The organism is Thalassotalea hakodatensis (assembly GCF_030295995.1).
GTDB classification, from domain to species: domain Bacteria; phylum Pseudomonadota; class Gammaproteobacteria; order Enterobacterales; family Alteromonadaceae; genus Thalassotalea_C; species Thalassotalea_C hakodatensis.
This window is the reverse complement of record NZ_AP027365.1, coordinates 3,494,473-3,517,498: the sequence shown is the minus strand read 5'-3', so window position 1 is coordinate 3,517,498 and position 23,026 is coordinate 3,494,473. Positions and strand designations below refer to the sequence as shown.

Genomic DNA, 23,026 nt, shown 5'->3' with positions numbered 1-23,026 from the left:
AAATGGCCGGTGAATTACTGATCAATGTAACCCCCAGTGAAACGCGTGTAGCGCTTATCGAAAATGGTGTGCTTCAAGAAGTGCATGTTGAACGGGAAGCTAAGCGTGGTCTCGTTGGTAATATTTATCTTGGCAAAGTGATTAGAGTGCTACCAGGCATGCAAGCAGCTTTTGTTGATATTAATCTGGATAAAGCTGCCTTTTTACATGCTTCAGATATTAATTCTTCATTGATCCTTAACGAAGAAAGTAATGGCGACCAAGTGCCTGATATTAGAAGCTTAGTGCATGAAGGCCAGCATATCGTTGTACAAGTTGTAAAAGATCCATTGGGAACAAAAGGGGCTCGATTAACGACTGATATTACAGTAGCAGCACGTTATTTGGTTTTAATGCCAAATGCTAGTCATGCAGGTATTTCCCAGCGAATTGAAGATGTAGAAGAGCGAAAACGACTGCGTGAAATAGTACAACCTTATTGTGAAGATGATCACGGCTTTATTGTACGTACAGCCGCAGAAGGAGCGGGTGAAAAAGAATTACAACACGATGCAGAGTTCCTATGCCGTGTTTGGGCAAAAGTGATGGAACGTAAAAAACGCAAACAAACTAAAGTTGCTATCTATCAAGATTTACCACTCGCGTTTAGAGTTATTCGTGACTTTGTCGGGATTTCGTTAGAGCGCATTCGAGTTGATTCTAAACTAACCTTTGATCAACTGGGTGAATTTACGCAAGAGTTTGTGCCAGAACTTACGCCGGTAATGGAATATTACCCTGGCGAACGTCCGATTTTTGACTTGTTTGATGTTGAGAATGAAATTCAGCGCGCCTTACATCGAAAAATTGAATTGAAATCTGGTGGCTATTTAATTATTGACCAAACGGAAGCGATGACCACCATTGATATCAATACTGGCGCCTTTGTTGGGCATCGAAATTTAGAAGAAACAATTTTTAATACTAACATTGAAGCAACACAAGCCATCGCCAGACAATTAAGATTACGGAACTTAGGTGGGATCATTATTGTCGACTTTATAGACATGCATAATGAAGATCACCAAAGACGTGTGTTGCATAGTTTAGATGTAGCGATGGCTCGCGATAATGTGAAATATAGTCTTTCAGACTTTTCGGCTTTAGGGCTTGTTGAAATGACTCGCAAAAGAACCCGTGAAAGCTTAGAGCATATTTTATGCGGAGAGTGCCCAGTTTGCGATGGTCGTGGCTATTTAAAAACGGTTGAAACCGTCTGTTTTGAAATACTACGTGAAATTGTTCGAGTTAATCGTGCGTATGATGCCGATAAGTTTATTGTTTATGCGTCAACAGCAGTTAGCGAGTCGTTAGTGAACGATGAATTTCATAATCTTGCTGAGCTTGAAGTTTTTATCGGCAAGCAAATTAAAGTGCAAACTGAGATCATGTATAATCAGGAACAATTTGATGTCGTCATGATGTGATTATGCGTGATAAATCTTCATGTTAAACATGGGGTGTTACCAACAAAACAAGGAGTGACGTTGGCGTTAAGCAAGGATATCGTAAAAATTACCTACAGAGGTGAATGAATTTAGATGATGAGAGTATCGAAGGTTTCCAATCGTTGGTTAAACCGAGCATACAAAATATTGGCTATTTTATTAGTCATATTTGCTGTGCTGATAAGCTCGTTACGTCTATTTTTGCCTTACGCCCATAATTATCGTCAGCATTTACAAGATTATATTAATAATACTTATAATAGCCATATTGTTATCGGTAATTTAAATATGGGCTGGTTGAGCTCAGGGCCCAGCTTAATTGCTGAAAATGTAAGTGTTTTGCAAACTGAAGGTGCTGAAATTTATATTGAAGCATTTGATGTCAGTGTCGATTTTTGGCGAAGTATAAAGCAGCGTAATATTGTCACTAAAGATCTATCATTAAATGGGGTCAGAGTACTTTTTGATCAGCAAGCGTTTGCCAATAATTCTACAAGCAATACTAAACTAGTAAAAAATGCATCAAGGCTTTTTTTGAAGCAAATAAACCGTTTTTCTGTACAAAATAGCCAAATAATCTACCGTGATGAGAAAGGTGAAAGAACGTTCTTAATCAATGAACTGTATTGGGCAAATAATGGGTTGTCGCATAAAGCGAAAGGAAAGGTGGTGTTAGACGGACTAACCTCGAATACCCTACAGTTTAATATGGCTATTCGTGGTGAGAAGCTTCGTGACATGCAAGGTAAGCTTTATTTACAAGCGAACCAACTCAATATTACCCCTTGGTTAGACAAAGTCTTCGCCATTGAAGATGAAAATACCCATGCATCGATCAATTTTGATGCATGGTTAGACATTAAAAATGGTAAAGCTGATCAATTACAAGTGTCGTTAGGTGACAATCAAATCGCTTGGCAACATCAAAATGCGATAAAAACCTTGAATATTACACAAGGGCAATTGGTGTTTGATAATCTATCAACAACTGAAATGCTTCATGTGTATTCTAACAACATTTTAATTCGCACCGATGAGCAACAGTGGCAGCCATTCGTGGTTGATGTAAAACGCAATAATGGCGGTTTAATCGGCAGTATTTCTCAGTTAGATATTGGTGGCGTCAATGATTTATTACCGTTATTTATTGAACAAAAAGAAATACGTTCAACACTTGAAGCGATAAGCCCGAATGGACAAATAACGCAAATTGTCTTTCAGCAGTCAAAAGACGAATTAAAAGCAACAGCGAACTTCTCTCAATTTCAATCACAATTCAGCGAAGGGATCCCTGCTATTTTTGGGCTTTCTGGTGAGGTTGTTTTCCATAACGATACGATGAAAGTGGCACTAGATGGTCAACAAGGAATCGTTGACTTTGCAGAGCATTTTGAAGCGCCAATTACTTTTGAACGGCTATTAGGGAATGTTGTAATAAGGAAACAGGCAGAACAATGGAAAATATCTTCTACTGATCTGGTGCTTGATTCGTCAAAGATAAAAATGAATGCCGCTCTGGGAATCACTGTTTCGCCAGATAAAGACACTGAGATGTCGTTAGTTGCTAATGCTTCTGGGCTTAATGTCGTTGATGCGCCTTCATTATATCCATCATTATTGATGGGTGAGAATTTGGTTGGCTACTTAAACAGTGCGCTTAAAAAAGGTACCGTTTCACAAGCGAAAATATTATTTAATGGGCCATTGGCAAAATTTCCGTTTGATCATAATGAAGGTATTTTTAACGTAAACGCTGAGCTTGAAAATGCCAGTTTTATCTTCAATGAAAACTGGCCTGCCATTCAACATTTTGCGGCAAATTTAAATTTCACCAATAATAAAATGTTGATCACAGGAAGATCTGGTACGTTAAATGGGTTGGATGTTACCGGAGTTACGGCTTCAATAGATTCTTTATCACATGATCAAGTGTTAAACGTTGCTGCCAATATCGCACAAGCAGACCCTGCTTTAGTGACGAACCTGATGCTAACGAGCCCTCTCGATGAAAGTGTTGGCGCAGTATTGGAGCAGGTGAATGTTAAGCAAAATATCGCGGCAACATTTTCACTTTCTTTACCGCTTAATGATGTTGATGCGATCGTTGCAAAAGGTAATATTAGATTTAATGATAATGACGTAGCGCTGAAATCACCGGAAATGCTATTTAGTGGCTTAAATGGGCAGTTGACGTTTGAAAATGAAAAAATTAATACAAAAGGTTTAACAGCAAATTGGCGAGGCATGCCGCTATCGTTTGAAGTAACAGGGATTCAGAACCCTCTACATTATGAAACCGAAATAAATATCACTGCTTTATGGCCAGAAAACGCATGGTTAGCGCAATTACCTACACTGATGAAACCGTATGGTGAAGGTCTATTAGCGTGGCAAGGGCAATTAGTGTTAAATAACTTTGATGATGGTGAATTTAACTATCACTTAACCGTTGATTCAACTTTAGAAGGAACAACCCTCAATTTACCTACCCCGTTTAACAAAAGGGAGCAAGAAATCACTAAGAGTAAAGTGATTGTCAATGGTGATTTGGAAGAGTCAACTATTGATGCAATGATCGGTGATCAATTGGCCTTTTATGGCAAACTAAATCATCAACAAATCAACTTCAATCAGTCACATTTGATTTTAGGCGATGAACCTATGTCACTACCTAAGACAGGATTCCACGTGACAACCGCATTAGCTTCGGCCAGCGTTCACGAATGGCAACCATTTATTACCGACTTATTAACGAGTATAGACTTATTGAATACCGAAAATGATGAGCAAAATAGCCCCTTATTACCTTCACCCGATATTATTCGCGGGAATATTGCGCAGGTAGATTTATATGGTGAAGAACTTAACGGTGTTTCTTTTGATTTAGCCGATCAAACGAGCTGGTGGCAACTCACGATAACCAGCAAGGAAGCTCGAGGAGAAGTCAGAATATTTCCTGAGCTACTGGCACAGGGTATCGATATTAATGCTGATTATATTCGAATTGCGCCTGAAAAAGCGTTATTCAATACCGAAGAATCAAATGTAACGGAACAGTTTGCTAAAGAAAATATTATTGATAACACAGATGAGCATTTAAACCAGAAAATTTTCGAAAACATGCCACCAATTCGCTTTTCTTGTGGTGAGTGTCAATACGCTAATTTATCTTTTGGAAAAGTCGATTTTTTATTAAATCGAATTAGTGATGGTAAATTGGTCATTGAGAATTTTGTTGCCAAAAGAAAAGGTAACCAGTTGGCATTTGATGCGAGTTGGGAACTACAAGGCGAACATTCGATTACTGATATCATTGGACGCTTTAATAGCAACGATATTGAAAGAGAATTTGAGCGTTTAGGTCTATCATCAACCGTAGCTGACAGCGGTTTGGAAGCTTCTTTTGCCGTTAATTGGTTAGGTGGGCCGCATAATTTTGCCGTGAGTAATTTTAATGGGGATATTAAAGCCGAACTTGACGAAGGAGTGTTAAAGGAAGTTCCTGATCAAGCAAGAGCCTTTTCAATACTTAGCTTACAATCGTTAGTAAGAAAGTTAAGGTTCGACTTTCGTGATATGTTTTCTGATGGCATGTTTTATAGTGAAATAAAGGGTGATTATCATATTAAAGATGGTATTGTTTATACTAAGAATACTTTTATGAAAGGGGCTGCAGGTGATTTAAGCGTTAAAGGTAATACGGATTTAACGACTCAAAAATTAGATTATCGCATGTCATATCAGCCTAATGTAACCTCAAGTCTTCCTGCTATCGCGTGGATTGCAACGTTGAACCCTGTGACGTTTTTAGCTGGTGTGGCGATAGATGGTGTGATCACCTCTCAAGTACCCGTTGAGTACCAGTTTGCGTTAACGGGTGATATTGCTAAGCCAAACTTTGAACAGATAAATAAAAAGACTAAACACATAAGTGTTGGACAAGATTCTCCTCCTCAAATTGTTGAAAATTTACCAGAGATAACACCTGAGCAAAAAATTGAAGGTGTACTGAACCCAGAAACAGGGCTGATAGAGCCAGTCAAAAAAGATCAAATGGAACGACCAAATGGTTAATATATCTGCGATTCAATTAACAACAGCACCAGATGTTGCAACAAATTTAACGGTTATTGAGCAACAACTGAGTACATTAACAGCTAATACTAATCAACAACATATAGTGGTGTTACCAGAATGCTGTTTATATTTTGGTGGTAAAGATTCTCAGCAACTCGCTTTAGCAGCGCAAACTTGTCATGATGATGCCTTAAGAGTGGCTTTAGCAGCGTTAGCTAAAAAGTATGAAGTATGTTTAATTGCAGGCAGTGTACCTTTGTATCAAGCAAAGGAAGATAAATTTACTAATAGTTGTTGTGTGTTTAACGCTGCTGGTCATGAAGTGGCTCAATACGATAAGTTACATTTATTTGATGTTGAAGTTCAAGACAGTGAAAGACACTATGTAGAGTCAAAATATACCTTAGCGGGTGATAAGGTGGTAACTGTAGATATAGCAGGTATCACTGTTGGGCTGACTATTTGTTATGATCTTCGTTTTCCTGAGTTATTTAGACAATTGCGAAATAAAGGTGCACAAGTTATTACTGTACCGAGTGCATTCACTAAAGTAACTGGCGAAGCACATTGGCATGCATTGTTACGCGCACGTGCGATAGAAAATCAAGTGTATATTGTTGCGGCAGGCCAATATGGCACGCACAACAATGGTAGAGAAACATATGGACATAGTATAATTATTGATCCATGGGGAGAAATTATTGAACAGCTTCCTGAAGGTATTGGGCATATTATGGCGCAAATAGATACCTCAAAAATTACACAGGTAAGAAAAGCAATACCTGTTCAAACTCACAACAAATTTACAACGAAGTTAATCAATCATGAATGAAGTTGAACAAGATTTATTAGGTAAAGGCCAAATAGATCAAGGTTTTATAACCGATATATTATCTGGTATTAATCAGACTAACATTGACCTTGCTGATTTATATTTTCAATCAAGCGCCCATGAATCTTGGCTACTAGAAGATGGCGTTGTTAAAGAAGGCTCCTATAATATTGAACGAGGAGTAGGCGTAAGAGCGGTTTCAGGAGAAAAAACTGGCTTCTCATACTCCGATGATATTTCAGCTCAAGCGATTATAAAAGCTGCTGATGCCGCCAAAGGCATCGTCAAAGCTGAACAATCTGGAAAAATTAAAGTATTTAATAAGCAACCGGTTGTGCAAATTTATAGCGATATAGACCCGTTGGGTAGTTTGACTCAAGAACAAAAGATTACCTTGTTACATGAAGTTGAAGCACATGCTAGACAACAAGATGAACGTGTAAAGCAGGTTATTGTCAGCTTATCTGGGGTTTATGAAAAAATATTAGTTGCCGCAAATGATGGCACATATGCCACTGATATTCGTCCGCTAGTTCGGTTAAATTGTTCAGTACTTGTTGAAAGTGAGGGTAAACGTGAACGCGGTAGTGCTGGTGGTGGCGCGCGAACAGATTACAGTTATTTCTTCGACGTTCAGAGTGATCAACCACGCTACCTTCAATATGCACAGGAAGCGGTTAGGCAAGCTTTAGTTAATTTAGTAGCGATTGACTCCCCAGCTGGTACATTGCCTGTTGTGTTAGGAGCAGGCTGGCCGGGCGTTTTATTGCATGAAGCTGTTGGTCACGGTTTAGAAGGTGACTTCAACCGTAAGGGATCATCTGCATTTTCTGGCAAAATCGGTCAACAAGTAACCTCTGAGCACTGTACTATTGTTGATGACGGCACTTTGGCTAATCGCCGAGGTTCTTTGAATATTGATGATGAAGGTGTGCCGGCACAATACAACACCTTGATCGAAAAGGGTGTTTTAAAAGGATATATGCAAGATAAGCATAATGCTGCATTAATGGGTGTAAAAGCTACAGGGAATGGACGTCGTGAATCTTACGCGCATTTACCGATGCCGCGGATGACAAACACTTATATGCTTGCAGGAGATCATTCACCTACTGATATTATAAAGTCCGTTAAAAAAGGCATATATGCCCCACACTTTGCGGGGGGGCAAGTTGATATTACCTCGGGTAAATTTGTGTTTACTAGTTCAGAAGCCTATTTAATCGAAGATGGTGTGATCACTTCGCCAATTAAAGGGGCAACGTTAATTGGTAGCGGACCTGAAGCGATGAAAAAAGTCAGTATGGTAGGGAATGATCTCGAATTAGACCCCGGAATTGGCGTGTGCGGCAAAGATGGGCAAAGCGTCCCCGTTGGTGTAGGACAACCAACCCTTAAAGTAGATGAAATGACCATAGGCGGCACGCAATAACCGAATCACTTTTTTAAGAAGGCGCTGAAAGGCGCTTTTTTTTGTATTAAACCGTCATAAATTTATATTGCTGCGTATGAATTATTAATAATTGGGAAATTTGCTTTTTCAGCCTCTACTTTGATTGCAGCTTGGTTTGTAATGTTATATTATCACGGCCATGAAGTTGAGCATGTGCCTTTTTAAAAAATTTAAACACGTATCAATGAGTGCCTTTTTGTCACTTATTATGCTGTTGTCTTTTGCTACCCATAGCCATGATACTTCTACAGAACTTCAAGCTTTTGAACAATTAGATTGCAAGCTTTGTCAGCAAAAGGCTGATCCTGTATATCGCCCGATAACAATTGTCTATACGAATATTGGCCTATTTTCGGCGCCTCGTATTCATTCCTACGTAATGCTCGCTGCACTACCAACGTATGTAAAACCATTGCAACGTGCACCGCCTACATCTTAGTGCTCACTTATTTTTAAACAACACTTATTTTAATTAAATTTTTGATTGAACGAGCATCGTCTTACGCCGAGGTTTATGCCTTGTGCCATGATGACGTAAGCACATATCGTTCATATACTCATAAATGTACAGGAATATTATGAAATTTATCCCCGTAGTGACGTTATTAACGTTATCGTCAGCATCCTCTATTGTTTTTGCCGCGCAACAAGTCTCAGGCATCGTAAAAAATGCAAGTGGTGAACCGATTCAATACGCTAAAGTTGCTATTGTAAACAGTAAAAAAGTGGTTCTAACGGATGAATTTGGTAGGTTTAGCTTTACAGGGATAGAGTCAAACGATGTTGAATTACATGTTAGTGCGAAAAATTTTGCTCATCAGAATCAAAAAATCGCACTGTCATCTGACAACCGAACAAAAATTAACTTCTCATTAAAACCCAGTGTGATGGAAGTAGTTGATGTGCATGCAACGCCATTACATTCTTCTACCATTGAATCTGCATTGCCTGTTAATGTTATTGCTAGTGATGAATTACGTACAAAACAAGCATCAACGTTAGGCGAAACGTTAAAAAATGAAGTGGGTGTGCATTCTACTTATTTTGGCCCAGTTTCTAGTAGCCCAATTATCCGTGGATTAGATGGCCCTCGCGTTTTAATCACACAAAATGGTTTAGATGTGGGTGATGCCTCTCGCGTTGGTCCAGATCATGTGGTGTCGACGGAATCTGCTACCGCACAACAAATTGAAGTATTACGTGGTCCAGCAACGTTATTTTATGGCAGTGGTGCCATTGGTGGCGTTGTTAACGTGGTCGATAACCGTGTACCAAAACACCTCGGCGATGAATTTAGCTATTTAGCAAAACACAACACAGTGGCATCAGAAGACGAGCTGAGTTTAATGGCTAATACTTCTGTCGGTAATATGGCGTTTCATGTTGATGGTTTTTGGCGGGATGGTGATGATTACAAAATACCAGGTTATGCAGAGCTGGAGCACGACGAAGATCATGATGAACATGATGAAGAGCACGATCATGAAGAGGAACATGAAGAGCATGCGCAAGAAAAAGGTATTTTAGCTAATAGTGCTTCTAAGTCTTCTGGCTTTACCATTGGTACAAGTTTTATTCTTGATGAAGGGTTTATTGGCTTTTCATACGGAAAAAGCAATCGTGAGTACGGAATACCAGGGCACAGCCATGGAGAAGAGCATAATGAACACGAAGAAGAGCACGACCATGATCATGAAGAAGATCATGATGCTCACGAAGAAAATGTTTGGGGTGATTTAACCCAAGAACGTTTACAGTTTTTAAGTGAATTGAACTTCAATAAAGGCATTGTTAATAAAGTTGCGAGCAAATTATCTTATACAGACTATCAGCATAAAGAAATTGAGGGCGATGAAATCGGCACTGTTTTTAACAGTGAGATGTTAGAGGCTCGCTTTGATATCTTCCATAATGAAATGTTTGGCTGGAAAGGTGCTTGGACCCTTCATTATAAAACCAATGACTTTGAAGCTATTGGTGCGGAAGCTTTTACACCGCCATCAGAAACAAACTCTGTTGCATTAGCTTGGTTAGAGGAGCGTCATTTTAATGATCTTCTCGTACAGCTTGGTGTGCGTATAGAGCATGTAGAAGTTAGCGCACATAATGATGAATCGCATGACGAAGATGAACATGATGGTGAGCACCATCACGATGAAAACGAATTAACATCTCAAGATTTTACGCCAGTAAGTTTGTCAGCAGGTTTCGTTTGGGATTATCAGCCAGGATATAACATTGGCTTATCATTAGCCTATTCGCAACGAGCACCTTCTGCAGCAGAGTTATTTTCAAATGGGCCGCATATAGGGACTAATACGTTTGAAAAGGGGGCGATTTACTCATTGCATAATGATCACTTCCATATCGAACAAGAGGGTATTGAACTAGAAACGGCAACGAACATAGATTTAACGTGGCGTAAATTTGAAGGTGATTTAGGCTTCGTGCTTGGGGCGTTTTATAATCAGGTTGATGATTATTTTTATCAAACCAATACGGGTCTTTTTGTTGAAACACATCACGAACATGGTGATCATGAAGAAGAGCATGATGAACACGAAGATGAGCACCATGAAGGTGAAGAAGATCATCACGAAGAATTTTCAGATGAAGGTTTGCCTGTTTATGTGTATCAACAACGCGATGTGGAAATGTATGGTGTTGAGGCTGAGGTGATTTATCAATGGACATCAAACCTTCGCTCAAATGTGTATGCAGACTATACGCGCGCTAAATTGAAATCAGGTGGCAACTTACCGCGTATACCGCCAATGCGAATTGGTGCAACCATAGATTATACGGCGCAAAATTATAGTGCCCAATTGTCTGTTAATCATTATTTTGATCAAGATGATATTTCACAATACGAAGAAGAAACAAAAGGTTACACGTTAGTTGATGCCCATGTTAATTATTATTTAGATGGTATTGGCGATGATTTCGTCTTATTTGTTAAGGGTAACAACCTTACCGATGAAGAGGCGCGTGTACATACATCATTTTTAAAGAATGTCGCACCTTTGCCGGGGCGAGGTATTGAGTTAGGAATTCGAGGCAGTTTTTAAGAAACTTTCCTAAGAGGTACCGCGAGTAATGTAGAAAAACGTCGACTTCATTACTCGCGTATTGTTCAAAAAGAGCCTAACAAAGACAAACATTAAGTATGGTAAGCATCAAACCTTAATGTTTATGCATAATCAAAGGTTAAAGGTAAGCCTCTAAGTAGAGCCGCTTACCTTGCTAAGCGAGGTGAATGCCACTTTCTGAGAGGGTGATTTTTCCTTGCTTTAATAAGTTTCCAACGGCAGCTTTATAGGTTTTTTTACTCACACCAAACGTTTTTGAAATTTCTGCAGGCGTACTTTTGTCATGTAATTGACAATAGCCATCATGTTGCTCAAGATAATTCAATAACTGCGTGTTAAAGTCGACCACTTTGCCTTTGCCAGCACGCGACAAGCTGAGATCTAATCGGCCATCTTCACGCACGTTTTTGATAAATGCTTTTAGCTTTTGACCGACTCTCAAAGGTTTAAAAATTTCATTTTGATACAGCAATCCCCAATGTTTGTGGTTGATTATGGCTTTAAAACCTAAATCAGTTTTCCCACCTATAACAATGTCAACTTCTTGCCACTGTTGATAGTCTGCTGGCCATATATCTAAAAATTTATCTAATTTACTTGATGCTACTAATCGACCTGTCGTTTCATCAACAAAAACGTACACTAAATAAGACTTTCCTTGCTCCATTTTTCGATATTGTAAATTGAACGGCACTAGCAAGTCTTTAGGTAATCCCCAATCTAAAAATGCGCCTAATTTATTGGTTTGTTTTACCCGTAAATATGCAAATTGTTCAGCTTGAACAAAAGGTTTACTGGTTGTTGCCGTTACTTGCTCGCTCGCATCGCGATATAAAAATACCTCAACCGTAGATTGCTCATCTTGTAAAGTGGGTACTTGTTTGTTGGGTAAGAAAAGCTGTCCGAAGGTTTGCCCATCAAGCACTAACCCTTTATCCGACTTTTCTAAAATTGTTAATTGATTAAATTGACCAAGTGAAGCCATAAATACCTGCAGCGACGATTGAAAACACATTCGTTAGTATACCTGACTCCTCACATTAAGGCTTGGAAATCACCGTAGATTTTGCAGAAATATATTCGCTATGACGTAAATGTAATAAATCAGCAATACGTCTAATAGTATGCTCTTCAATGGCATCGATATGATCATCGGCGTTTGCTAATTGCCACAGTAATGCAATTATTTTTATTTTATCTTCTGGTTGATAATGATGATTAACAATAGATGTGAATCGATGGAAGTCATTGGCGTGTTCACATAATTCAATTGCTTGATTAATTAAAGAGTCTGCCGAGGTTTCATCAAGTGAAAATTTCTCTTTTACCAACTTGGATAATTGCGTTTGTTCTTGATGGTTCATTAAACCATCAGCTCTGATCACTTCACAAAGCAATACCGTACATGCAAGCTCTATTGTGATGGTTTCTTCAATCGCAGAATCATCATCTTGTTGTATTGATGTTAAAAAAGCAGAGATTTTATCAAACATACTATGGTCCTCTTTTAAATTCCCTTCCTATGTTAAGAGTATTCATAATGATAACAAGAGAAGAGTGTAATTAATTGTTAGCTTTATTAATCGATATGAACCCTACACAAGTATTTTATGCTTTTGTTAATAACAACTGTCTATGAAGGTTGAGTTTTTGTTTTAACTTTTAAGTAGCTGTTTTACAATGAGGCTAATTAAAATGACAGCGTTGTCTTTTTTGGTGCGAAAAATAGGAATAATATGACTCAACAAGTAGCGGGGGTGCAGCCACCCAAGAAAAAACGGTTATTATCGATAGATGCATTACGTGGTTTTGACATGTTTTGGATTTTAGGCGGTGAAAAGCTGTTTTTAGCCTTTTTTGTGATCACTGGTTGGTCTTTCTTTCATTTTTGGGCAAAGCAAATGGAGCACTCAACTTGGCACGGCTTCACTGCTTATGATCTTATTTTTCCATTGTTCATCTTTTTATCCGGCGTTAGTTTAGGCATTGCGGCAAAACCGTTGTCAACTTATCCTCCAGAAAAGGCTAAAGCAACCCTACGTCAAGGGATCAAACGGTTAGCGTTATTATTGTTATTTGGAGTGATATACAACCATGCTTGGGGTCGAGGCTTACCGGTAAATATTGACGACGTTCGCTTTGCAAGTGTATTAGGTCGTATTGGCATTTCATGGTTTGTTGCTGCGTTACTGGTTTGGTATGTCAGTGAAAAAACTCAATGGTTTGTTGCTGTTGGCATTCTTATCGGTTATTGGTTGCTTTTAGCGTTCGTCACTTTAGGCGGTTATGGCGGTGGTAACTTCACTGCAGATGGTGCAATTAATGTTTGGTTTGATCAACATTTACTACCGGGAACTACGTATCGAAATTTACCATTAGACCCAGAAGGATTATTGTCAAATGTTACCTCTATCGTGAATGCCTTGATAGGTGTGTTTGTTGGTCGCTTTATGATTAAAAATATTCAGCAGCCGAAGAAGCTTGTAGTAACACTATTGGTGATTGGGTGTGGTTGTATTGCGTTAGGTTATCTATGGGATTTAGTGTTTCCAATCAATAAAACCTTATGGACAAGTTCGTTTGTGTTAGTGACTACTGGCTACAGCATTTTATTACTCACCTTATTTTATTTACTCATTGATGTGATTGGCTTAACAACATGGGCTAAGTTCTTTGCGGTAATAGGCACAAATTCGATCATTGTTTATCTAGCATCGAGTTTAATTAATTGGAAATACACGAGCACAAGCCTTTTTGGTGGTTTGATTAAAGCTGCTCCTGCCGGTTGGCAAGATGTGATCTTGTTCGGTGGCATGCTTCTTATACAATGGTTGATACTCTATTGGTTATATTGTCGAAAAATTTTTATAAAAGTTTAATATTTAGTTAAATTCACCACATTGAAAAAAGAGCGTTTATAACGCTCTTTTTTATTGAATAAAAATTAATCCTGTTCTTGTTTTTAACTTATTGTTTTATTTGTATAAATAATTAAATTTGTGTTTTTGATTATCTACCAGTAGAAACGGCGCGATCTTTGTAACAAGCATTTACAACTTTTATAATCGTACTTTTGTGTAATTCGTTATCATAGTGACATTGACATAAAAACTACGTCTAACATCATTCATGGGGAAATCGCGGTGACTCGAAAAAAACAAATAATACTTCCGATTGTCATCTTACTAGTTGGGGCAGTGATCTTTTTCGCTTTATCAAGTATGAAAAAGCCACCAGAGGAAAAACCTAAAGTTGATAATACACCTATTGTTGCGGTAGAAGAGATCTCTGTAGCACCTTTAACCTTAACGGTTGAATCCTACGGTGTGGTAACACCAAAATATGAAATTGAATTAGTGGCACAAGTTAGCGGTCAAATCGTTGAACTTTCTGATAAATTTGTTCGCGGAGGCTTTGTTACTAAAGGGCAGATTCTTGCACGTATTGATCCCAGTGATTACCAAGCAGCGTTAATCGATGCACAAGCTAATTTAGCCTCAGCAACAGCGTCATTACAAGAGGAAGTGGCACGCGGAAAAGTGGCTGAAGAAGAATGGAAACGTATTCAAAATGCTTCACCTACAGCGCTTAGTCTCCGTAAACCACAATTAGCTCAGGAAAAAGCACGAGTCAAAGCTGCAAAAGCAAGTGTTTTGCGTGCTGAAAGAAACCTTGAACGCACCTACTTAAAAGCACCGTTTGATGCCATGATTGAATCTCGCCATATAGGCCTAGGAGCGTTTGTTGCTACGGGCAGTAATATTGGCAAAATGTTAGGCACTGAAACGGCTGAAATACGATTGCCAGTTGCGGATAACCAACTACAATTTTTAGTTAATCAAGGTGAAGCGGCAACAGTCAACTTAGAAGGTGAATTTTCGGGCCAAAAACAAGTTTGGCAAGCTAGTATCGCACGAGGTGAAGGAGTCATTGATGATACCAGTAGAATGAGCTATCTAGTTGCTGAAGTTGTTGACCCTTATGGCTTAAAAGCGACATCAGACGTCATTCCGCTTCGTTTTGGTTCTTATGTAAATGCTAAAGTATTAGGCAAAGAATTAGCGATGGCAACATCAGTACCAAGACATTTAGTCAACAAAGATCGTGTTGCGCTACTAAACCAAGATTCAACATTAACGTTTGCAAATATTGAAATTGTTAGTCAAGACGGCTCAAACGTGATCGTTTCAAGCGGCTTAAAAACCGGTGACCGCATGATAATTTCAGCATTAGACTACCCTATTGAAGGAATGAAATTGTCTTTAGCGGGTGAGGATGTTGATTTACCAGAAACTGATGTTAACGAAGACGCGCAAATCGCAAGCGTTAAGGATTAGATAATGGATGATACTAATAAAGGCTTAATTGCTTGGTTTACGCGTAATAGCGTAGCGGCTAATTTGTTAATGGCATTCATCATTATCGGTGGGCTATTAACAACATTAACCATTAACAAACAAATGTTCCCTCAAGTTAAAATTAACTGGATAGAGTTTAGTGCACCATATCCTGGTGCTGCACCACAAGAAGTGGAAGAAGGGATCACAATAAAAATTGAAGAAGCGTTAGAAACAGTTCAAGGACTAGAGCGGGTTATCACCTATTCAAATCGTAACTTTTCGCGCGGCTATTTTCGTGTTGATGAAAGTTACGACCCTCAAGTGGTATTAGAAGAAGTAAAGTCAGCGATTGATTCGATACCGAGCTTTCCTGATGGTATGGAACGCCCTAAAGTTGAACGAATAAAGTTTCGTCAAGAAGTACTTTATATCGCGCTTTATGGTGACTTATCCAGCGCTGAATTAAAAGAGTTAGGCCGCAGTATTCATGATGAAATCCAACAACTACCCAGCGTTAATATTTCTGAATTTTATGGCGGTTTAGGGTACGAAATATCCATTGAAGTGAGTAAGGACAAATTAAGAGAGTACGGCTTAAGTTTCAATGATGTTGCACGTGCTGTCAGAGGCCAGTCGCGTAACATGTCAGCAGGACAAATTCGCGCTGAAAATGGTTACATTAATTTACGTGTTGAAAATCAAGCATATCGCGGACATGAATTTGAGCGTATTCCTGTTTTAACGTTATCTGACGGCACCAAAGTAATGCTTGGTGATATCGCAACGATAAATGATGGTTTCCAAGAAGGCATTCAATACTCTAAATTTAATGGCATGAATTCAGCGACCTTCTTTATTGGCGCGGCTGATAATCAAAGTATTACTAACGTCGCAAAAGTTATTCATAAATACATTGATCAAAAGCAAGAGCAATTACCTGCAGGAGTAAAACTAGAGCCTTGGGTTGATTTAACGTATTACCTACAAGGCCGTTTAGACATGATGTTAGAAAACATGTTCAGTGGCGCTATCTTAGTTTTCTTGATGTTGGCATTATTTTTAAGAATGCGTTTAGCCTTTTGGGTAATGATGGGCTTACCAGTATGTTTCTTAGGAACTATCCTTGTTATGCCGATGGAGTTTGTCAATGTAACAATTAACATCACCAGTTTGTTTGCCTTTATATTGGTGCTAGGGATCGTGGTCGATGATGCTATTGTTATGGGAGAAAGTGCACACACTGAAATGGAAGAAAAAGGCCACACCACGGAAAATGTTATTCGCGGTGTTAGACGTGTAGCCATGCCGGCTACTTTCGGTGTACTCACAACAATCGCGGTATTTGTTCCTTTTGTATTGGGAGATGGCCCTGCATCAGCGTTTAATAAGTCTATAGGTTTCGTCGTTATTTTTTGTTTATTATTTTCATTAGTGGAATCTAAACTGATTTTACCGGCGCATTTAGCCAATATGAAAGTGAAGAAATTTAACGCTAAGAACCCTATAGATAGAGCTCGTCGTTGGATTGATACCAAGTTATCAACCTTTATTGAGACGGTATATCGTCCATCATTAGAAAAGTTTTTAGGGTATAGATATGCTGTATTAGCGGTATTCTTTGCTGTAATTTTATTAAGTGCAGGGTTGTTTTCAGGTGGGTTTGTACGTTTTGTTGGTCAACCAAAAATTCCGCACGATTTCCCACGAATATCTGTAGAGATGAATGTTGACTCTTCAGAAAAAGCAACATTAAACACGTTATTACGTATAGAAGATATTCTGACAACTGTTGATAAGAAAATTATATCTGAGCATGGTAACGCGATGATTGCAGATATGAATGTTCGATTAAACGGACGAACTCGTGGTGAAATTACAGTAAAGCTGGTAGAGCCTGAGTTACGTGCGATGGATACTTTCGAACTAGCAGAATTATGGCGTGCTGCAATACCAACGATGCCGGGCGTTAAGTCCTTTGCAATTGATGACAATTTATTTGGCAGTGGTCGTGAAGATGGTGACATTAGCTTCCGTTTAGAAAGCCAGAGTGATGAACAATTGCTTGCCGCAGCTGAGGAATTAAAAGCGAAGCTTAATTCATTAAAAGGTGTAGGCGATGTGAATGATAGTCGTCAAACGAGTGCGAAAGAGGTTCAGTTTACCTTAAAACCACTTGCTCACAGTATGGGGTTAAGCTTGCAAGATATTGCTTCACAGGTAAGTTATAGTTTCTATGGCTTAGAAGCACAACGTATTTTGCGTGATACTGAAGAAGTTAAAGTGATGGTGCGTTATCCATTAGCAGAGCGTAATTCTGTGGGACAAGTGGAAGATGTGATGATTCAAGCATCAAATGGTGCTGAATTACCGTTGTCAGAATTAGCAGATATTTCCGTTAAGCAAGGGGTGACCAGTATACGACGTGAAAATGGAAATCGTACTATAAACGTGTGGGCGAGTGTTGACGCTGATCAAGTTGAACCATTTAAAGTTGCGAACGATATTCGAGAAAACTTTATTCCACAGTTAAAACGTAAATACCCACAACTCAACTCTGAGTTAACAGGACGTATCCAAGAGGAAATGGATAGCTTTATCGATCAACTGAAAGGGTTTGTTATTTCAATGTTAGTGGTGTATTCGTTATTGGCTATCCCATTAAAGTCTTATTCTCAACCCATTATGATCATGATTGTTATACCGTTTGGTGTAATCGGTTCAACCTTTGGTCACCTGATGTTAGGGATGGACCTTAACGCATTATCGTTATTTGGTATCATTGCCGCCGCAGGTGTAGTAGTTAATGATTCTTTGGTTATGGTTGATTATGTCAATAATTCACGTAGACAAGGAATTCCACTGAAGGAAGCGGTGGTTCATGCCGGTACAAAACGTTTTAGAGCGATTATGCTGACATCTATCACTACGTTTATTGGTTTAGTTCCGATCGTATTCTTTGAAACAAGTATGCAGGCGCAAATTGTTATTCCAATGGCTGTATCGTTATCATTTGGTGTTCTGTTTGCCACGGTAGTAACACTTATATTAATACCGACGTTATATGTGGTTTTTGAAGATTTGAAACGCTTAATACGTCGTAAAAAGTCAATAGATTCTGAAGATATTACTTCAAAGCTTTCAGTAGAAGCGGTGAAAAACTCTTAACGATACATACGTGACTAATTCGTTATAGGTAAAGTTAAAGTCGGCGCTAAGCCGGCTTTTTGCTTTCTATCACCAAGGTATTTTTTGAGCGGTTAATGGTTTTACGTATCTAAAGGACAGCAACTATCTAACTTTTCTACGGCATTCCCATTTAATTATGAGGAATAGCCTTATTATACCAATTGAATTAAAGATCTGATCAACGTAGAACTTCATTAGCGCGCTTATAACTCTCGCTAAGTGACCCAATGTTTATTTCAATTGTATTACATAAGTTCAGCCTTGGACTAACACCAAAAAAGTGTACGGCAAAGATCATTACACCCTACTACAGTAAGTCGACGTTATTCGAGACGATAACCTTATTTCTACCCTGTGCTTTTGCGGTATATAGCGCAACATCAGCTCTTTCAATAAGCTCTGCTATTGTTTCGTTTTCTTTTTGGGCTAGGCCAAAGCTTGCGGTAATTTTAATGTTTTGAACAAAATTATGTTCTGCAATGAGCTGTCGTAAATCTTCTGCCAATTCATTGGCTTCCAGTACTTTAGTGTTCGGACAAATTAACAGGAATTCTTCGCCGCCCCATCGAGCAAGAAAGTCAGACGTTCGACAGTTTTCACTAATAAGTTTTACAAAATCTTTTAAGATAATGTCACCAATATTGTGTCCGTACCGATCATTCAGTGGTTTAAAATGGTCGATATCGATAAACATCAATGACATAATTTTTATTTCATTGGTAAAAATGTGTTCTATACCTTTGCGGTTTAGTGCGCCAGTTAAGGGATCTCTTTCAGCTAAATCTTTTAATTCTTGAGATTCCACGTTCAATAATCTATTCAGTTGTTTTAGTTCAAAAGCACGCCGTTCGGCAGTTTTTAATTTAGCTTTAGAGCGGTATAAATTCATAATGAGGCCAATTATTGCAGTGAAAATCCACATAGCAATAATGAAACTAAACACTTGCTTATTAGTAAATACCTTACCAGTAAACTCAATTTTTTCGATTTCTATCTGGTAATGGCCAGGTGAAATACTATTGCCTGTGGAAACCTCTACAACGAGAACTTGGTCAAATTCAGGACTGGCGTATTCAATTGGGATTTCATTCTCATATAGCCACCAGGTAGCTACTTGCATGGCATTTAAGGGAATTTTTACTGGGTATGGATTGTTGTTTGGCCAATATTCTATGCCGTTATACTTCCAAGTACTATCTTTCTTTGGTGATGAGTAGTTTGGGTTAAAGGTACGTAATTGAAAGCGAAAACTGGCGGTATTTTCGCCAACGTATTTTGCATAAACATGTGCCGAACTGTAGCTTGATAAATCAACAGGTTGTTCAGGAATATTTTGAGCATTTACACCAACTGAAAAAGTAACTTCGCAAAACGGCCAAGCGTAGTCAGATTCTATAATGTGACAGTCGAGTAAGTATTTATCCCCTCTAGTGTATAGTTTTGCGGTTGATTTACCGCCAGAAGTAAGGTCGCTAACAGCATAAGTTTGATACGGAGATTTTGTATCTAGAGTGAATATTTTATTTAATGAAAAACTATGTAAACCAATCACAACAAAGGTTAAGGAGATAAGAGCAAGTATAATTATGTTGTCGAATTTTTCAGTTTGCATCATTAAACTTTCTGGCTAAAAATTAAAACTTCCTTATAGAAATTGACGTTAAAGTCCATACTGTGTGGGGTTAAGTTTACGCATAAATTGCACATTTAAACAACTGTTTTTGATTTTTTGTTTAGTTTATTTGTAACTATATTAATTCACTATACTCAAGTATGATTATAGATAACCTGAGCTCAGGTTAATACAGTATAATTAGGTGGCGTTAACAATCATGAGAAGGTGTTTTGATTGAAAGATAAATATCGCATTCGTATTCCAAGCTCTATTTTAATATGTTTATTGCTTGTTATTTTTACACGTGTTGTTGTAGCAAAAATGGAAGTTGGTGCCGATCAGCGTCATACAAAAAATGATTACGTGTTAATGGATGAAGATATATATCGGGACCCATGGTCAGCCTATCAAACTCTGCTACAACACCAACCCTCTGAAGTTGAAGAACAGCATTACCAATGGTGGTTAATACGTAAAGCACAGTCAGAAAACTTACTGTATTTTTATGAAAAATTTGAACAAACGTTAACGACATTAAAACCCCTATTATCTGAGCAAAATAATCCTGCAATTAACGCATATTTTTATTATTTTTCTGGTTTAATCGAGCAGCGAAAAGGGAACTATAAACAAGCAAGAAGCTTGTTTAACCGTGGAATGACCTTGGCAAAAGGTATTGAGTTAAATCAGGTTTATATAAGAGCAAAGCAAGAACTTGCGTATACTTACAGTTTAGCCGACTTATACGACACTTCATTGAAAGACTTACAAGAAGCCTTTGTTGAGGCTTTTGCGATGGAAGATCATTTCTTAATTGCGACAATTAATGAAACTTACGGCGCAATTTATGGGTATATGAGCCAATATCAAAAATCAATTGAATATTATCAAAAGGCTTTAGATACTTATGAACGGTTAGGGTATCAAGCACATGTCGCTGAAGCGATATATGGCTTGGCTACGACGTTTAGATACTGGAAAAAATATGACCAAGCCATTTCGCTTTTTAAACGTTACCAAAAGAAAGTTAATTATACGCCTAACGAACATCTTTCCTACTTTTCTGCTTATGGATTAGGTATGAGCTTTGCTGAAAAGGGGGATTGTCAGCAGGCACTTAGTTATATTGAACAAGCATTTAATTTAAATGGTCTTGATGATTATGATGCGGAACTTTATAAGCGTAAAGCGAGTTGTCATATTCAAAGGGGAGAGCTTGAACACGCCGAAAGATCAATAGAATCTTCCGAAGCTATTTTTGCAACAATGCCTGAATTAACAAATACGGCATGGCAACTTGAAAATCAGAAAATTCGTGGGCATCTGGCCTTTGCTCGCGAAGATTATAAGCAAGCATATCAACTGATAACATCTTATTATCAAGCATATAGCCAAGTATTAATCAATAACTCTACCAGCAGAGTCAATAATATTAGAGCGTCTCTCGAACTAGAGCGGCAAGAAGTTGAAAAAGCTTTGTCTAAACAGCGGCAAAAGGCATCGACCTTAGCAAATAAAAATAGGGAGCAAAAAGCGCTGCAGCAAAGTTATTTCATTGTGTTTTTAATCACCTTACTGACTATTGTAACTGTTGTTTTAACATACCAATTCAAGAACAATCGTAGAATAACAGCATTAACAAGAGTAGATGCATTAACTGGGCTCTATAATCGACGCTTTTGTTTTGAATCGTTAGAAGTTTTATTGGCGAAAACAAAAGTTGATAAAGGTGCTTTTACGATCATACTGTTTGATATTGATGATTTCAAAGCCGTTAATGATGTATATGGCCACCCAGTGGGCGATCAAGTATTGATTGAAGTTGCGCAGATAGCACGTGAAAGTTCTCGCCCAGGGGATATTGTAGCTCGGATTGGTGGGGAAGAGTTTATGTGTATTTTGCCACGTACAGATAATGAACAAGGTGTGAATGTGGCGGAAAGAATTCGTCAAAACGTTGCTGCTTTCATTTTTAATGATGAAAAAAATCAAGGTCTTAATATCACAGCTAGCTTCGGTGTTTGTACTTCAACTAAACCTGAGGTTCATGCAAAAACATTATATGCAATGGCAGATAAAGCGCTTTATCAGGCTAAACTATCAGGTAAAAACAGTGTTAAAGATGGTAGTAGTAATGAATTATAAAAATTCCTTTTGATGTGTTTTTTTAGCTTAATTAAACCTTCATATTTACCAAAAAGAAAAATAATTATGAATATATAAACTAACTCTTGCTTTTGACTTTTCATGAGGTTCATTAACGCAACCAATACAGGAATTGTGGTTATAGTGTTGTGGGTCGAGTAGGATTAACAGGGAAGTTAATTGGAAACACGGCAGGAAGTATTTTTAGCATCCTTAAAATGGATGTATTAGTGATTAAGACTGAATAAGACAGACACAATGATAAAGTAGGGGGTTATCATTGTGACGCGTAAATCATACCGTTAAGTGATACAAACTCCCTAATAGAGAGATAGATCAAAGCGCTAGATCAATGACCATTTCCTTTAGTTCTTCTTTGGAAATTGAATTATCATGATTTGTGTCAAACCGTTTAAAAATACTTTCACACATTCTAATACCTTTATCTTGTAAAAGTACGTCAATTAATTCAACAAATTCACTTCTGCTGATCTCACCATCTTTGTCTTCATCAAAGACTTCAAATAATTCGTCTACCCACTGATTTAAATCCATCAGGTGTCCTTAAATTCAATTACATCTAACTAGACTTTATCGCTAATTGGAGCCGATGTGAATGTTTATTTTAATTTTTCATCTCTTTAAATAACAAATGTTTGAATAGTGCACAATTTATTAAAACCCAATACGAACACTATGATATTAAACTCATCAACCAGTTAACAGATAAGAGAAAAGATGCTGAGTATCGAATATACAACTAGTTGTGCTTATTTCATATTGTTAGGGTCTGTTGATCTTT

14 protein-coding genes are annotated in these 23,026 nt (G+C 38.1%); 10 read left to right on the top strand and 4 right to left on the bottom strand.

From position 1 onward, the window contains the following. Positions 1-2: 2 nt before the first annotated feature. From rng to QUE72_RS15520, 6 genes are all read left to right on the top strand, one after another. Positions 3-1,466, top strand: coding sequence for a ribonuclease G (rng, locus tag QUE72_RS15545; protein WP_074500301.1), 1,464 nt, complete (start codon positions 3-5; stop codon positions 1,464-1,466). 114 nt (positions 1,467-1,580) lie between these two features. Beyond that, positions 1,581-5,561, top strand: coding sequence for a YhdP family protein (locus tag QUE72_RS15540; RefSeq protein ID WP_286269997.1), 3,981 nt, complete (start codon positions 1,581-1,583; stop codon positions 5,559-5,561). Further along, positions 5,554-6,396: a carbon-nitrogen hydrolase family protein gene (locus QUE72_RS15535; RefSeq protein WP_286269995.1), complete on the top strand. Its 843-nt coding sequence runs from the start codon at positions 5,554-5,556 to the stop codon at positions 6,394-6,396. Before QUE72_RS15540 ends, QUE72_RS15535 begins: the two co-directional genes overlap by 8 nt. Then, positions 6,389-7,828 (top strand): metalloprotease TldD, encoded by a 1,440-nt coding sequence (gene tldD, locus QUE72_RS15530; RefSeq protein ID WP_286269994.1) that lies wholly within the window; start codon positions 6,389-6,391, stop codon positions 7,826-7,828. The genes QUE72_RS15535 and tldD overlap by 8 nt, the downstream gene beginning before the upstream one ends. 205 nt (positions 7,829-8,033) lie before the next feature. Further along, a complete protein-coding gene (locus QUE72_RS15525) occupies positions 8,034-8,288 on the top strand; it encodes a hypothetical protein (protein ID WP_286269992.1) in 255 nt (84 codons plus the stop codon). 139 nt (positions 8,289-8,427) lie between these two features. After that, positions 8,428-10,917 (top strand): TonB-dependent receptor, encoded by a 2,490-nt coding sequence (locus tag QUE72_RS15520; RefSeq protein WP_286269991.1) that lies wholly within the window; start codon positions 8,428-8,430, stop codon positions 10,915-10,917. Positions 10,918-11,092: 175 nt separating this feature from the next. On the opposite strand, the gene QUE72_RS15515 is transcribed toward QUE72_RS15520, so the two are convergent. Both QUE72_RS15515 and QUE72_RS15510 read right to left on the bottom strand, forming a co-directional pair. Continuing rightward, positions 11,093-11,923: a CvfB family protein gene (locus QUE72_RS15515; protein WP_074500314.1), complete on the bottom strand. Its 831-nt coding sequence runs from the start codon at positions 11,921-11,923 to the stop codon at positions 11,093-11,095. A 55-nt stretch (positions 11,924-11,978) separates the two neighbouring features. Then, the gene (locus tag QUE72_RS15510) at positions 11,979-12,431 is read right to left on the bottom strand and encodes a tellurite resistance TerB family protein (RefSeq protein ID WP_286269989.1); all 453 of its coding nucleotides are present in this window, start codon (positions 12,429-12,431) and stop codon (positions 11,979-11,981) included. 243 nt (positions 12,432-12,674) lie between these two features. Between QUE72_RS15510 and nagX the strand changes: the two genes are divergently transcribed. From nagX to QUE72_RS15495, 3 genes are all read left to right on the top strand, one after another. Beyond that, positions 12,675-13,817, top strand: a complete 1,143-nt coding sequence (nagX, locus tag QUE72_RS15505) for a transmembrane glucosamine N-acetyltransferase NagX (protein ID WP_286269987.1) — start codon at positions 12,675-12,677, stop codon at positions 13,815-13,817. 264 nt (positions 13,818-14,081) lie between these two features. Then, entirely contained in the window at positions 14,082-15,275 is a 1,194-nt protein-coding gene (locus tag QUE72_RS15500; protein ID WP_074500322.1) for an efflux RND transporter periplasmic adaptor subunit, read from the top strand. A gap of 3 nt (positions 15,276-15,278) precedes the next feature. After that, positions 15,279-18,443: an efflux RND transporter permease subunit gene (locus QUE72_RS15495; RefSeq protein WP_286269985.1), complete on the top strand. Its 3,165-nt coding sequence runs from the start codon at positions 15,279-15,281 to the stop codon at positions 18,441-18,443. A gap of 328 nt (positions 18,444-18,771) precedes the next feature. Here the strand turns inward: QUE72_RS15495 and QUE72_RS15490 are convergent, their stop codons facing one another. Further along, positions 18,772-20,079, bottom strand: a complete 1,308-nt coding sequence (locus QUE72_RS15490; RefSeq protein ID WP_286269984.1) for a GGDEF domain-containing protein — start codon at positions 20,077-20,079, stop codon at positions 18,772-18,774. Positions 20,080-20,313: 234 nt separating this feature from the next. Here QUE72_RS15490 and QUE72_RS15485 point away from each other — a divergent pair, with 234 nt between their 5' ends. Next, on the top strand, positions 20,314-22,224 hold the full coding sequence (locus tag QUE72_RS15485) for a tetratricopeptide repeat-containing diguanylate cyclase (RefSeq protein ID WP_286269983.1): 1,911 nt from the start codon (positions 20,314-20,316) through the stop codon (positions 22,222-22,224). Between the two features lie 336 nt (positions 22,225-22,560). Here QUE72_RS15485 and QUE72_RS15480 read toward each other — a convergent pair whose 3' ends face one another. Next, entirely contained in the window at positions 22,561-22,779 is a 219-nt protein-coding gene (locus QUE72_RS15480) for an EF-hand domain-containing protein (RefSeq protein WP_074500331.1), read from the bottom strand. Positions 22,780-23,026 lie beyond the last annotated feature (247 nt).